The following is a 14150-nucleotide window of genomic DNA, read 5'->3' as shown; positions in this document are numbered from 1 at the left end:
GGAGCGCCTTGTCGCTACCGTTAATTTTCAGCAATGGAAAGCGTCTTCACCAAGAAGCTGTGCGGCTGTCGCATGACCGGTTGCTGAGTGTGCTTGTGTAGGCAAGTAATAGCAACTGGACAGGGATTTGTCCACAGGCCCGGCCGAATCTAGTTTGCCTGGTCCGCGTTGCGTGTCGGGTCGCCAGCTCCTGCCTCGGCAAATAAGCAAATCTTGGTAGCGTCCCTGCAGAACAGGTCCACAAGGCGGAACGGAGTTCGCTAGAGAGCAGTCAGCCCCGACACCATCGGGTGTCGGGGCTGACCGTCAGAGCTGCACTCAGCAGGCGAGCGTCACGTGCGCGGTCTTGTTCATCACCGTCGTGGCGATGTTGGGGCCGGGCGTGCCGAGGATGTGTCCGGGCACACCGGAGTCAGTCCGTGAGTAGGTCTGTCCGGGTCGCACGTCGGTCACCGAACACTTGTCGATCGTTCCGGTGCCGGTGCGGCTGACGATGACGTTGTAGCCGTCGGCGCGCAGTTCGGTCAGGGTCTGGTCGGCCGAGCTGACCCCGCTGGGGGCGGCGACCGCGGTGGCGGCAGTACCCAGCCCGAGCGCGGTGGCGGCCATGATCGTCCCGACTGTGGTGGCAAGCTTCTTCATATTCAATCTCCCTCTTTCCGTAGCCTTTCGCGACTCCCCGGGATCGGCCGGCACGCACAAAAGAAGACCCGACGATCGGATCGTCGGGCCTGGAGCAAGTGTTCGGGTTCTCGACCAGGAGAGTCACTCAGTGCAACGCTGGGTCGCCGGATTTATTCCCGGGATGCATGTGGTGGAGCCGGTGACGGGAATCGAACCCGCGTATTCAGCTTGGGAAGCTGATGTTCTGCCATTGAACTACACCGGCCTGTTCGACCACGAAGGCTAACATCCGCGCGGCCGGTCCTGTTCCAGAGCACGGACAGCCGCGGCCGTCGATATAGCGAGCACGATCGATAGCAATTTGCTGACACCAATAAATTAGCGTCACCGTAAATTGAGCAGCAATGCGCACTGAGTGACGGACGCCACACCCGCGCGGCATATCCTGCGAGCTTTACCGACTGAGCTGCGAACTGTAACGCTTCGCCGGCGAATATCGATAGCGCCGACAGGTCCGAGATGCGGGCGGTGTGACCGCGGACCGGGTGGTGCCCCACAGCTATGTCTGATATCAGACTCGCCTGGTGCTTATCGCTGTAAAGCAACGCCTGACCTGGAATGGACGCGGTCTCGGCCCGGTGTGCGGCGACATCTCAGAGACGTCCCGTACGCTCCGGCGTCGCAATTCCTCAGCTAACGCTTGCCGCCGCTACCCGCCGCTTGCCTCAATAAACATTTCGCAAAGTTAAAAATGCCACAGGCAACCAACTTCACATTCGCCAGATGGCAGGCTATCTTTTTGCTGTCGGGACCATTGATTTTGGAGGACCTCATGAAATTCACACTCCCCGCAGCCCTCGCCGGCGGCGTGGCCATCGCCGGCGCCGCTCTGATCGGTGTGCTCTCGCCCGCCGCTCACGCCGATGAAGGCGATGCAGGCGACTTCGGCAAGTGGGTCGTCGGCAGCACCGGCGACCTGGTGCAGTTCGGTGTCGGAGGCACCGGTGACCTGACCAAGTTCGGCATCGGCGGCACCGGCGACCTCGGCAAGTTCGGCATCGGCGGCCTGGGCGACCTGGGCAAGTTCGGCCTCGGTCAGACCGGCAAGGCCGTCCAGGGTGGGCTCGGCGCCATCGGCGGCGGCCTGAGCGGCCTGGGCAAGTAACAGGGCACATAACAGCCAGACCCGTAAGTCCCCCAGCGCACCAGCAGGTGCTCTGGGGGACTTCGGCGTTCCGGGGTGGTTCAGCGACCGTTACGCTCGTCGCGTGCTGCTCTCCGACCGCGACATCCGCGCCGAGATCGCCGCCGAACGCCTGAGCCTCGAACCGTTCGACGACACCCTGGTCCAGCCGTCGAGCATCGACGTCCGCCTGGACAATCTGTTCCGCGTCTTCAACAACACGCGCTACACCCACATCGACCCGGCCCAGCAGCAGGACGAGCTGACCACGCTGGTCCAGCCGGCCGCCGGTGAACCGTTCGTGCTGCATCCGGGTGAGTTCGTGCTCGGCTCGACCCTCGAGCTGTGCACGCTGCCCGACGACCTGGCGGGCCGTCTGGAAGGCAAGTCCTCGCTCGGCCGGCTCGGGCTGCTGACCCACTCCACCGCCGGGTTCATCGACCCCGGGTTCTCCGGCCACATCACCCTCGAGCTGTCCAATGTGGCCAACCTGCCGATCACCCTGTGGCCGGGCATGAAGATCGGCCAACTGTGCCTGCTGCGGCTGACCAGTCCCGCCGAGTATCCGTACGGCAGCAGCCGGGCCGGGTCGAAATACCAGGGCCAGCGCGGACCGACCCCGTCGCGCTCGTACCAGAACTTCATCAAATCCTGAACTGAACCGACGGCCGCGGCCGATCGTTGACGCGGGTAGGGTCGAAACTGCCGGCGCGGTCACGGCCGATCGTCCTCCAGCAAATTCGGCTCGCGGTGTAACGCCGGTGCAGCTCGAGACGATAAATGACTAGTCCCCGGCTTGTGTGGAGCGCGGTGCGACACGACGAATAAGACGAATAGCAAACACTTTGGAGGGGTCAGTGGACATCGTTCTTGGTGTGTCGATGACACCGACGACGGTCCGCATGGTGCTGGTCGAGGGTGAGAAAGCCGACGGGGCGACGGTCGACCACGACGTCTTCGACGTCAGCGGCGCCGATTCCTCGGCAACCTCGGTCGCCGCTCAGGTCGTCGACGCGGTCCTGGGCACCAAGGAGAGCGCCGACGCCGGCGGGCACGACCTCAAGGCCATCGGTGTCACGTGGAGCGATCACGCCGAAGCCGCCCAGCTACGCGACATGCTCGCCGCGCGCGGTGTCGACGACGTCATGCTGGTCTCCGACGGGCACGCCGCCGCCGCGCTCGCGCAGGCCGTGGGCCGTGCGGTCGGCTACGCGGCCACCGCGTTGTTGTTCATCGACCGGGACACCGCGACGCTGTCGGTGGTGCAGACCGACGACGGTTCGGTCACCAAGGTGCTCAGCCGCTCCCTGCACAGCCAGGACGCGATGGCCGTGCTGGCCGACATGGCCGCGGCCGTCGCCGCCCAGGACGCCCCGCCCGACGGCATGTTCGTCGTCGGTTCCGGCGTCGACGTCAGCTCGGTCAAGAGCTATCTCGCCGACCTGGTGAGCCTGCCGGTGCAGGCGCCCGACGAACCCGAGATGGCGCTCGCGCGCGGAGCGGCGCTGGCCGCAGCGCACGCCCCGGCGTTCGAGGCGTCGACTGTCGGGCTGGCGTACTCGCAGGATCCGGACGGGACCACGGCGGGCTCGGCCTACGCCGGGATGGCCGCCGCCGAGACCCAGCTCGCGCCGGTCGGCGGGGACGGTGCCTACCTGGATCCGCCGCCGGGTGCCGACGACCGCAAGCCGTTCCTGCTCGTCGGCAGCGCGCTGACGTCGATCTTCGTCGTCGGCGTTGTGGCGCTGGTGATTTCGCTGGCGGTCAGCATCCGGCCGACCGCCGATCAGCGTCCCAGCCCCGGCCAGAGCGCGATCGTGCCGAGCACCATCGTGCCGGCGCCGCCGGCACCGAAGCCTGCGCCCGTCGAGCAGGCCCAACCTGTGCAGGCGCCGCCGCCGGTGGCCGAAACCATCAAGCCGCCGGTGCCCGTGGTGCAACAGCAACCCGCGCCGCAGGCGCCGCGCACCGTCTACGTCGAGGCGCCCCCGCCGGCGGCACCTCCGCCCCCGCCTGCCGCTCCGCCGCCACCGGCCGCACCGGCGCCCGCTCCGGTGGCCCCCGCCCCGGTGCCGGTGTTCGTGCCGCCGGTCGTGTCGCCGCCGCCCTACCTGTACCCGCGGCCTCAGAACCCGTGGAACCCCTGGTCGCCGCGGCCCACGTGGACCCCGCCGAAACCGCCGTGGACCCCGCCGAAACCTACGTGGACGCCGCCGAAGCCGCCGTGGACGCCGCCCTGGCAGCAGGAACCCGAGGCGCCCGAACCCGAAGCTCCGCAGGTACCGCCGTGGCAGGACGGATCCGGCAGCCGCTCCGGGGGTTATCCCGGTTCGGGCGGCTACCCGGGCAGCGGTGACGGCCGCCGGTCCGGTGGGGGCGACGACCGCTCGCCCGGACGAAGCGGCTCGGGTGGTTCCGGGGGCGCGCCGAACTGCTTCCTGATCTTCTGCAGCTAGCGGCCCGCTTCCGAGGAGGTCACGTGGACGACACCCGCGCGGTCCGGCGCGCCGGTCCCATCCGGCACCGGATCCGGTGGCTCGCGGTACACGGATTCGTGCGCGGCGCCTCGAAGCTGCTGGCCCGCCGCGGCGACCCGCAGGGCCGGTTGATCGCCGATCCGGCGGTCCGCGCCGACCCCGTCGCGTTCACCGAGGAACTGCGGGCACGCGGCCCGATCGTGCGGGCCGCCGCGGTGCACATGACCGTCGACCACCAGATCGCCAACGACCTGCTTCGCTCCGACGACTTCCGCGTCACCGCGATGGGCTCGAACCTGCCCAAGCCGCTGCAGTGGGTCGCCAACCACACCAAGACCGGGCTGCTGCATCCGCTGGAACCGCCGTCGATGCTGTCTGTCGAGCCGCCCGAGCACACGCGCTACCGCAAACTGGTGTCGTCGGTGTTCACCACCAGAGCCGTTGCGGCGCTGAAGGATCGGGTGCAGCAGACCGCCGACTCGCTGCTCGACGAGCTGTCCGGCGCCGGGACCGTCGACGTCGTCGAACGGTACTGCGCGCAACTTCCGGTCACCGTCATCGGCGACATCCTCGGCGTGCCCGACGACGCTCGCCCCCGGGTCCTCGAATTCGGTGAGCTCGCCGCCCCCAGCCTGGACATCGGGTTGACCTGGTCGCAGTACCGCACCGTCTACCGCGGTATCGAAGGCTTCAACGACTGGCTCTCGGCGCACCTTCAACAGCTGCGGGCCAACCCCGGCGACGACCTGATGAGCCAGCTGATCGCGGCCTCCGACGAGGGGGCCCGGCTCAACGACCAGGAGCTTCTGGCCACGGCCGGGCTGGTGCTCGCGGCCGGCTTCGAGACGACGGTGAACCTGCTGGGCAACGGCATTCGCCTCCTGCTCGACCACCCCGAGCACCTGGAAACGCTCGCCGCCCGCCCCGAACTGTGGCCGACCGCGGTCGAGGAGATCCTGCGACTCGACCCGCCGGTGCAGCTGACCGCGCGAATCGCCAAGGTGGACAACGAAATAGCCGGACGTGTCGTACGTGCAGGCGAAGGGGTGATCCTGTACGTCGCGGGCGCCAACCGGGACCCGAAGGTGTTCGACGACCCGCACACCTTCGACCTCGAACGCGACAACGCCGGCAAGCACCTGTCGTTCTCCGGCGGGCGGCACTTCTGCCTGGGCGCGGCGCTGGCCCGCGCCGAAGGCGAAGTCGGGTTGCGCACCTTCTTCGAGCGGTTCCCGAACGCCCGGCTGGCCGGGCGCGGCAGCAGGCGCGACACCCGGGTGTTGCGCGGCTGGTCGACCTTGCCGATCGAGTTGGGGTCCCGCGCCGCGGTTAGTACGCCGTCCTGATCCGAATCACCGTTATCGGGGGCTTTCGCGTCCGGTATTGAGTAGGTTCGCAAGCGTGGATTTCCGAGCGGCGCTGCTCGACCAGACCCGATCCTTCGGTGAGCTGATCCGCAGTGCAGACCCGTCAACGCCCGTGCCGACCTGTCCCGACTGGACGCTCAAACACCTGTTCCGCCATGTCGGTCGCGGAAACCGCTGGGCCGCACAGATCATCGCCGAACAGCGGATCGCGGCGCTGGATCCCCGCGACGTGCGTGACGGGAAACCGCCCGAGGACCCCGACGCGGCCACCCGCTGGCTGCTCGAGGGTGCACAGCTGGTCATCGACGCCGTCGACCGCGTGGGTGCGGCCACCCGGGTGTGGACCTTCCTCGGTCCGCGGCCGGCGGGCTGGTGGATCCGGCGTCGCCTGCACGAGGTCGAGGTGCACCGCGCCGACGCGGCGCTGGCGGTCGGCGCCGGCTACGAACCGCCCGCCGACCTGGCCGCCGACGCGATCAGCGAGTGGGTGGAGCTGATGGCGCAGAACAGCGCCCAGCCCGCGCTGGACCGCGGCCGCAGCCTGCACATGCACGCCACAGACGATGGCCTGGGGCCGACGGGTGAATGGACGATCGTGCACGACGACGACGGCGTCTGGTGGTCGCACAACCACAGCAAGGCCGACGCCGCGCTGCGCGCCACCGCCACCGAACTGCTGCTCGCGCTGACCCGCCGACGCACCGCGAGCGACCTCGGTGTCGAAGTGCTCGGTGACGCGGCGGTGTGGGACAGATGGCTGGAGCGCACGGCCTTCTAAGCTGACGGCATGCGCGGCATCATCCTGGCCGGCGGTGCGGGCACCCGGCTGTACCCCATCACCATGGGCGTCAGCAAGCAGCTGGTCCCGGTCTACGACAAACCGATGATCTACTACCCGCTGTCCACGTTGATGATGGCCGGCATCCGCGACATCCAGGTGATCACCACCGAGCAGGACGCCGACGCGTTTCACCGCTTGCTCGGCGACGGTTCGAATTTCGGCATCAACCTGACCTACGCGGTGCAGCAGCGCCCGGACGGCCTGGCGCAGGCGTTCGTGATCGGTGCCGACCACATCGGCACCGGCTCGATCGCGTTGGTGTTGGGCGACAACATCTTCTACGGTCCCGGCCTCGGCACCAGCCTGAGCCGCTTCCAAACCGTCAACGGGGGAGCGATTTTCGCCTACTGGGTGTCCAACCCGGCCGACTACGGCGTGGTGGAGTTCGGCCCCGACGGTGCCGCGCGGTCGCTGGAGGAGAAACCCGCGACGCCGAAATCGCATTACGCGGTGCCGGGTCTGTACTTCTACGACAACGACGTCGTGGAGATCGCACGCTCGCTGAAGCCCTCCGCGCGTGGTGAATACGAGATCACCGAGATCAACCAGACCTACCTCGAACAGGGCAGGCTGCGGGTCGAGGTGCTTGCCCGCGGCACCGCCTGGTTGGACACCGGCACGTTCGACTCGCTGCTCGACGCCAGCGACTACGTGCGCACCATCGAACGCCGCCAGGGGTTGAAGATCGGCGTCCCCGAGGAGGTCGCCTGGCGGGTCGGGTTCATCGACGACGAACAGCTCGCCGCCCGCGGGCAGGCGCTGCTCAAGTCCGGCTACGGCCGGTATCTGCTGGAACTGCTGGAGCGCTAGGGGTCGCCAGCACCGCGGCGATACCGGTCGTCAACGGCACCGACAGGGCCAGCGCGATACCGCCGACCGCCGAGCGCGCGATCTCGATGGCCACGCTCTCGCCGGTCAGCACGTCGCCGAGCGAACGGTTGGCCACGCTGAACAACAGCAGCAGCGGCAGCGCGGTACCCGCGTACGCCAGCACCAGCGTGTAGACCGTCGACGCGATGTGGTCGCGGCCGACGCGCATCGCGCCGACGAAGACCTCGCGGCGCGTGGCGCCGTCGCCGACCGCGGCCAGCTCGAACGCCGTCGACGCCTGCGTGACCGTGACGTCGTTGAGCACACCGAGCGAACCGATGATGAACCCGGCCAGCAGCATTCCGGTGATCGACACGTTGCCCAGGTACGCCGCGACCTCGTTGTTCTGATCCTCTGAGAGCCCGGTCAGATGCGTGAATTCGATTGCTGCCCAGGACAACACCGCGGCAAGCAGCAGCGACGCCAATGTGCCGAGCAGCGCCGCGCTGGTGCGTAGGCTCACGCCGTGGGCGAGGTAGATCACCGCGTACAGGATCGCCGCCGACGCGACGAGGGCCACCGGGACGGCCGGTGCGCCGTCGCGCAGCGCGGGCAACAGGAACACGACCAGCACCCCGACCGCGATCACGATGCCGACCAGGGCGCGCAGGCCACGCCACCGGGCGACCGCCACGATCACGACCGCGAACGCGACGGCGAACGCGGCCAGCGGCCACGTGCGTTCGAAGTCGTAGAACGCGTACGTGGTGGCGCCCGCGCTGTCGACCTGCCTGCTGAGCCGGATGTCGTCGCCGACGGACAGGGTGGGCTGCCCGGGCCCGACGCCGATCTCCAACAAGGTGTTGGCGCCCTTGTTCGGTCCCGAGTCGATCGCCACCAGAGACTGCACGCACGGTGCACCTTGACTGTCGGCGGGAATCGGCGCCGACGTGAGCACCTCACCCGCCGAAGGACTTCCGCACGTCGCCGCGGCGCTGGACACGACATGGCCGGTCTCGGTGGTGACGGCCCCGCCCGCGGCGTTCTGGAACGGCAGCGGGATGTCGGCTTTCTCGCCGCTGGGCCACAGCAGCGCGGCGCCGATCAGCGTGGCCACCCCGATCGCCACCAGCAGGCCGACGACCACCCTGGCGGCCACCGGACCCAGCGGGGACGGGCCGTCGAGCGAATGCGAGTGTCCGTGTGAGTGCGCCACCCGGTCAGGGTAGAGGCAGGCCGCGAACGCTCACCCTACTGGCGGTAGCTGGCCAGGAAGTTGCCGAGCCGCTCGATCGCGGCGGACAGGTCGCGCGCCCACGGCAACGTCACGATCCGCAGGTGATCCGGTGTGGGCCAGTTGAAACCGGTGCCCTGCACCACCAGGATCTTCTCCTGCAGAAGCAGGTCGAGCACGAGTTGTTCGTCGTCGACGATGTCGTACACCTCGGGATCGAGCCGCGGGAACGCGTACAGCGCGCCTTGGGGTTTCACGCACGACACCCCGGGGATCTCGTTGAGCTTCTGCCAGGCCACGTCGCGCTGCTCCAGCAGGCGGCCACCCGGCAACACCAGGTCATCGATGCTCTGGTAGCCGCCGAGCGCGACCTGAATCGCATGCTGGGCAGGAACATTGGGGCACAACCGCATATTCGCCAGCAGGCTGATGCCCTCGATGAAACTCGCCGCGTGCTCCTTGGGGCCGGTGATCACCAGCCAGCCCGACCGGTAACCCGCCACCCGGTAGGCCTTCGACAGGCCGTTGAAGGTCAGGGTCAGCACATCGGGGGCCACCGAGGCCATCGAGATGTGCTCGGCGTCGTCGTAGAGGATCTTGTCGTAGATCTCGTCGGCGAGCAGCAACAGCTCGTGCTTGCGCGCCAGTTCGGCGATCTGCTCGAGCGTTTCGCGGCTGTACACCGCGCCGGTCGGGTTGTTCGGGTTGATCACCACGATCGCCTTGGTGCGCTCGGTGATCTTGGACTCCAGGTCAGCGACATCGGGGTTCCAGCCCTGCGTCTCGTCGCACAGGTAGTGCACCGGGGTGCCGCCGGCCAGCGAGGTGCACGCCGTCCACAGCGGATAGTCCGGCGCCGGGATCAGCACCTGGTCGCCGTTGTCGAGCAGCGCTTGGAGCACCATCTGGATGAGTTCGGAGGCGCCGTTGCCCAGATAGACGTCGTCGACGTCGAACTTGGGGAAGCCCTCGACCAGTTCGTAGCGGGTGAACACCGCACGCCGCGCCGGCATGATGCCCTTGGAGTCCGAATAGCCCTGCGCGTACGGCAGCGCCGCGATGATGTCGCGCATGATCACGTCCGGGGCCTCGAAGCCGAACGGCGCGGGATTGCCGATGTTCAGCTTGAGGATGCGATGGCCCTCGGCCTCCAGCCGCGACGCGTGCTCGTGCACCGGGCCGCGGATCTCGTAGAGCACGTCCTGCAGTTTCGACGACTGCGTGAACGTGCGGAGCCGCTGCTGATGGCCGCCGGTGTGCCAGGTCGCGGGCGTATGGGGCGTGGTCACATCATCCATGGTGGCATTGCCGTCCAGTCATTTAGAAATTTCGCGCGCACCCGCGGTCAGGCGTAGGTCGCGGAGAGGTTGGTCAGAGCGGCCCACCTGTCGGCGAAGTCGGCGGGGCTCAACACCGTCTCGACGTGCGCACCCACCGGCCGGAAGAGGTCGGGTTCGAGCAGGGCGAGCGCCGTCGACTGGTCCCAGAACATCGTGCGCCCGCCGTAACCGGACTGTTCCCAGGTGTCGACCGCCCACGACGCCGACTCGCCCAGCAGGATCTGGCGCAGCGTGTTGGGCAGACCCACCGGACCCAGCCGGTGGACCATCGCCAGCGTCGGGCCGTACACGGTGCCCACGCAACCGGCCCGGTTCGGCGTCGTATCGCAGTCGCCGCGTGGGACGTCGACGTAAGTGTGGTCCAGTCCCGGAAGTTGTTCACCGAACACGGTTTCGCAGGACGGCCGGTCGTAGACGCAGTTGAAGGATTCGCCCGCCTCGAGCTCCGGATCGCCTTCGGCCGGGCGGCCGGTGATGACGACGCGACCGGTCTTGGCGCGCAGCGCGGGACCGTAGTGCCGGAAGGAGGTGAAGCCGCCGATCAGCAGGATGTCCACCCGCGAACAGTGCGATGCGGCGTCGCTGATCTGGCGGACGAAGTCGTCGGACGCCGGTGTCGGCGGCAGCTCCGCGGGCAGGAAGTTGTTCAGCCGGTTCATCAGTTTCCGGAAGACCAGGACGTAATCGCCGAACGTCTCGGCGATGTCGGCCTCCGGACGGTTGACGGCGGCGCCCACGATCACCGGGATCCGGCGTTGACCGGGTTCGGCCACCAGTCGGCTGACCGCCGAGGCGCCGAGCGCCGGCAGCGTGTAGCCCTCGGTCGTCACGATCGCCGCCACATGCCGGGCCCCGACGACCATCGGGATGGTCATCAGGTCGTCGATGTCCATGTCGGTGTCGACGACGACGCAGGCGTCCGCGGGGTCGGCGTTCGCCGCGAACGCGAGCGAGGACCACCCCAGGACGACCGCCGTGGCCAGGGCCAGGACAGGGGTCCGGGTCACCGCTTCCCGGGACGTCGGGCGCCCTTGGCGATGCCGAGGCCTTTCACCGGAGGTTCGTCGCCGACGATGCGGGCGTCACCGTCGCTGCCCGACGACGGCGCGGGCTCGGGGGCCGGCTCCGGCTCGGCCGCAGCGGCTTCCGGCTCGGGGGCTGGTGCCTCAGGCTCGGGGGCTGGTGCCGCGGCCGGCTTCGGCGCCGGTGCCTTCTTCTTGGCACCGGGGCGACGGGCGCCGGGGGCGATGCCCAACCCCTTGACCTCGGGCTCGGGCCTGCTCTCCAGGCCGCGGTCGGAATCCGCGGTGTCCGCGGCCTCGGTGCCCGCTTTCGCCTGGTCCGGATCCACGTTCGGCGGCTGGACGACCGTGGCCTCGCCCTCGTTCGGGGCGGCCTTCGCCGGTGCCTTCTTGGCGCCCGGCCGCCGCGCACCCGCCGCGATGCCGAGGCCCTTGACCTCCGGCTCCGGCTTGGCCTCCGCGGCCGGCTTCGTTTCGGCGGGCGCGGACTGCGCCGCCGGCGCCGCCTTCTTTGCGCCCGGGCGCTTCGCACCTGCCGCGATGCCGAGTCCCTTGGCGGGAGGTGCTGCGGCAGCGGGCTTTTCGTCGGCCTTGTCGGCGGTATCCTTCGTCGCACCCGGAGCCTTCTTCGCGCCGGGGCGCTTGGCGCCGCCCGCGATGCCGAGCCCCTTGACCGGCTTGGTCTCGGTGGTCTGAACGCTCTGAGCCGCCTCTGCGGCAGGCGCTTCCGGTTCCTCTGCCTCGACGGGCGTCTCCTCGACCGCGGGTGCCGCGGCAGCCGCCTTGGCGGCGCGCTCCTCGGCCTCCTTGGCCGCGGTTCCCTTCTCCGGCAGCGTGATCGTGCTCTTGTCCAGCGAGCCCAGCAGCAGCTGGGCCACGTCGAGCACCTCGGCCTTCTCCACCTCACGCGCGGCGGACACCTCGTCGACGCCGTCGGTGATCATCACGCGGCAGAACGGGCAGCCGGTGGCGATGGTGTTGGCCGTGTCCATGGCCTCCTCGGTGCGCTCGGTGTTGACGCGCTTGCCGATGTGCTCTTCCATCCACATCCGGGCACCGCCGGCGCCGCAGCACAGGCCACGGTCGGCGTGGCGCGGCATCTCGGTCAGCTTCGCGCCCGCCGCCCCGATCAGCTCACGCGGCGCGGAGTACTCCTTGTTGTGCCGGCCCAGGTAGCACGGGTCGTGGTAGGTGATGTCCATCCCGCCGTCCGCGGGCTTGACCGGGATCAGCTTCTTGTCGCGCACCAGCCGGTTGAGCAGCTGCGTGTGGTGCAGCACCGTGTAGTTGCCGCCGACCTGCGGGTATTCACGACCCAGCGTGTTGAAGCAGTGCGGGCAGGTGACGACGACCTTGCGGTCGACCCGCTCGACACCCTCGAACAGGCCGTCGAGCGTCTCGACGTTCTGCGCGGCCAGCTGCTGGAACAGGAACTCGTTGCCCGAGCGGCGGGCCGAGTCGCCGTTGCAGGTCTCGCCCTCGCCGAGCACCAGGTACTTCACGCCCGCGGCGGCCAGCAGTTCGGCGACCGCCTTGGTGGTCTTCTTGGCGCGGTCCTCGTAGGCGCCGGCGCAGCCGACCCAGAACAGGTACTCGTAGCCCTCGAAGCTCTCGACGTCCTTGCCGTAGACCGGCACGTCGAAGTCGACCTCGTCGATCCAGTTCGTGCGGTCCTTGGCGTTCTGGCCCCACGGGTTGCCCTTGGTCTCCAGGTTCTTGAACAGCACGCCGAGTTCACCGGGGAACTCGGACTCCATCATCACCTGGTAGCGACGCATGTCGACGATGTGGTCGATGTGCTCGATGTCGACCGGGCACTGCTCGACGCAGGCGCCGCACGTGGTGCACGACCACAGCACGTCGGGGTCGATCACGCCGCCCTGCTCCTCGGTGCCGACCAGCGGGCGGGTGGCCTGCTCCGGACCGGAACCCAGGATCCGCTCGAATCCGGACTCGGGCACGTGCTCGTGCGCGTGCTTCTCGGAGGCCTTCTCGCCGCGCAGTTCCTCGCCGAGACCACCTTCGGGGGTGTTCTCCAGAGGCGACTCCTTGTCGCCGAGGATGTAGGGCGCTTTCGCGAACAGGTGGTCGCGCAGGTTCATGATCACGAGCTTGGGCGACAGCGGCTTACCGGTGTTCCACGCCGGGCACTGCGACTGGCACCGGCCGCACTCGGTGCACGTGGTCATGTCGAGGTAGGCCTTCCACGTGAAGTCCTCGATCTTGCCGCGGCCCAGCACCGCGTCCTCCGGCGGATCCTCGAAGTCGATCTGCTTGCCCTCGTACTCGACGGGCAGCAGCGGGCCCAGGCCGTTGGGTAGCCGCTTGAACGTGACGTTGATCGGCGCCAGCCCGATGTGCAGGTGCTTGGAGTGCAGCACGATCAGCAGGAACACCAGCATCACCGCGATGTGCAGCAGCAGCGCGATGGTCTCGATCCACGAGTTGGCGGTGTAACCCAGCGGGCTGAGCACCCAGCCCATGAACTGCGAGAAGAACGCACCGTTGCCGTAGGGCAGGGCGTCGGTGTTGACCGCGGCGCCGCGCACCAGCGCGTAGGTCCAGATGACGTTGAAGATCATGAACAGGATCAGCCAGGCGCCGCCGGTGTGCGATCCGTAGAAGCGGGAGTCGCGGCCGTGCTGCTTGGGTTCCTGCATCACGCGGATGATCGCGAACGTGATGATGCCGAGCAGCACCGCGACGGCGAAGAAGTCCTGCAGGAAGCCCAGCGCGTCCCAGCGGCCGATGATCGGGATGTGGAAGTCGTGGTCGAAGATCAGGCCGTAGGCCTCGAGGTAGACCGACGCCAGGATGAAGAAGCCCCACATCGTGAAGAAGTGCGCGATGCCGGGGATCGACCAGCGCAGCAGCCGGGTTTGCCCGAACACCTCCTCGAACTGCGTGGTGATGCGTTTGCGGAGGTTGTCCTTGCGGTTGTTCTCCGGGCTGGTGGGGGCGCCGGAGCGGATCAGGCTGGTCAGCCACAGGACGCGCTTGGCCGCGAAGACCAGCACCAGGGCGGTCAACCCGAGGCCGACGACGAGCCTGATCAGCATCTGCGTATCCACCGCGAGCCTCCCAATCTAAGTTACTCATGAGTAACTTACCTGTAGTTACCCGTCGGTAACTTACCTTCAGGGCCTGCTCATAGTTGCATCCCACCGGGAATCGCCGCCACGAAGGCTTGCCTAACTAGCTCCGGTCGCCCGGTCGGGGGTCGGCCGGCGGGGACCCGGACGGCTGCCACCG

General features: G+C 68.4%; 11 protein-coding genes and 1 tRNA gene. 6 read left to right on the top strand and 6 right to left on the bottom strand.

All coding sequences use genetic code 11. The features are described from left to right. Nucleotides 1–318: 318 nt before the first annotated feature. Together BHQ18_RS05550 and BHQ18_RS05545 are read right to left on the bottom strand one after the other, a co-directional pair. Nucleotides 319–642, bottom strand: coding sequence for a hypothetical protein (locus BHQ18_RS05550; RefSeq protein ID WP_069412570.1), 324 nt, complete (start codon nt 640–642; stop codon nt 319–321). A gap of 173 nt (nt 643–815) precedes the next feature. After that, a tRNA-Gly gene (locus tag BHQ18_RS05545) sits at nt 816–889 on the bottom strand. A 567-nt stretch (nt 890–1456) separates the two neighbouring features. Here BHQ18_RS05545 and BHQ18_RS05540 point away from each other — a divergent pair. The 6 genes from BHQ18_RS05540 to rfbA all read left to right on the top strand — a co-directional run bounded on the left by BHQ18_RS05540 (nt 1457) and on the right by rfbA (nt 7302). Beyond that, on the top strand, nt 1457–1789 hold the full coding sequence (locus BHQ18_RS05540) for a hypothetical protein (protein ID WP_069412569.1): 333 nt from the start codon (nt 1457–1459) through the stop codon (nt 1787–1789). Between the two features lie 103 nt (nt 1790–1892). Beyond that, nucleotides 1893–2462, top strand: coding sequence for a dCTP deaminase (gene dcd / locus BHQ18_RS05535; protein ID WP_069412568.1), 570 nt, complete (start codon nt 1893–1895; stop codon nt 2460–2462). 202 nt (nt 2463–2664) lie between these two features. After that, the gene (locus tag BHQ18_RS05530) at nt 2665–4263 is read left to right on the top strand and encodes a DUF7159 family protein (RefSeq protein WP_069412567.1); all 1599 of its coding nucleotides are present in this window, start codon (nt 2665–2667) and stop codon (nt 4261–4263) included. A 59-nt stretch (nt 4264–4322) separates the two neighbouring features. After that, a complete protein-coding gene (locus tag BHQ18_RS05525; RefSeq protein WP_069412719.1) occupies nt 4323–5630 on the top strand; it encodes a cytochrome P450 in 1308 nt (435 codons plus the stop codon). 55 nt (nt 5631–5685) lie between these two features. Further along, complete coding sequence (locus tag BHQ18_RS05520) at nt 5686–6429, top strand: maleylpyruvate isomerase family mycothiol-dependent enzyme (protein WP_069412566.1); 744 nt, start codon at nt 5686–5688, stop codon at nt 6427–6429. Between the two features lie 9 nt (nt 6430–6438). Next, nucleotides 6439–7302, top strand: coding sequence for a glucose-1-phosphate thymidylyltransferase RfbA (gene rfbA, locus BHQ18_RS05515; protein WP_069412565.1), 864 nt, complete (start codon nt 6439–6441; stop codon nt 7300–7302). Here rfbA and BHQ18_RS05510 read toward each other — a convergent pair. From BHQ18_RS05510 to BHQ18_RS05495, 4 genes are read right to left on the bottom strand one after another with little or no spacing between them, the layout of a single operon-like run. Further along, a complete protein-coding gene (locus BHQ18_RS05510) occupies nt 7256–8518 on the bottom strand; it encodes a YibE/F family protein (RefSeq protein WP_069412564.1) in 1263 nt (420 codons plus the stop codon). The two genes, rfbA and BHQ18_RS05510, sit on opposite strands and share 47 nt — an antisense overlap. Before the next feature lie 35 nt (nt 8519–8553). Next, on the bottom strand, nt 8554–9834 hold the full coding sequence (locus BHQ18_RS05505; RefSeq protein ID WP_069412563.1) for a pyridoxal phosphate-dependent aminotransferase: 1281 nt from the start codon (nt 9832–9834) through the stop codon (nt 8554–8556). Nucleotides 9835–9881: 47 nt separating this feature from the next. After that, nucleotides 9882–10883, bottom strand: coding sequence for a nucleoside hydrolase (locus tag BHQ18_RS05500; RefSeq protein WP_069412562.1), 1002 nt, complete (start codon nt 10881–10883; stop codon nt 9882–9884). Further along, complete coding sequence (locus tag BHQ18_RS05495) at nt 10880–13969, bottom strand: 4Fe-4S dicluster domain-containing protein (RefSeq protein WP_069412561.1); 3090 nt, start codon at nt 13967–13969, stop codon at nt 10880–10882. The genes BHQ18_RS05500 and BHQ18_RS05495 overlap by 4 nt, the downstream gene beginning before the upstream one ends. Nucleotides 13970–14150: the final 181 nt, after the last annotated feature.

The sequence above is a fragment of the Mycolicibacterium flavescens genome (assembly GCF_001722335.1).
Lineage (GTDB): Bacteria > Actinomycetota > Actinomycetes > Mycobacteriales > Mycobacteriaceae > Mycobacterium > Mycobacterium flavescens.
Note: the sequence above shows the minus strand (reverse complement) of the source record. Positions and strands in the feature narration are given on the sequence as shown.

Coding starts and splice junctions, on each gene's coding strand:
- BHQ18_RS05505 (WP_069412563.1), bottom strand. CDS start 9,834: ATGGATGATGTGACCACGCCCCATACGCCCGCGACCTGGCACACCGGC.
- BHQ18_RS05550 (WP_069412570.1), bottom strand. CDS start 642: ATGAAGAAGCTTGCCACCACAGTCGGGACGATCATGGCCGCCACCGCG.
- BHQ18_RS05540 (WP_069412569.1), top strand. CDS start 1,457: ATGAAATTCACACTCCCCGCAGCCCTCGCCGGCGGCGTGGCCATCGCC.
- rfbA (WP_069412565.1), top strand. CDS start 6,439: ATGCGCGGCATCATCCTGGCCGGCGGTGCGGGCACCCGGCTGTACCCC.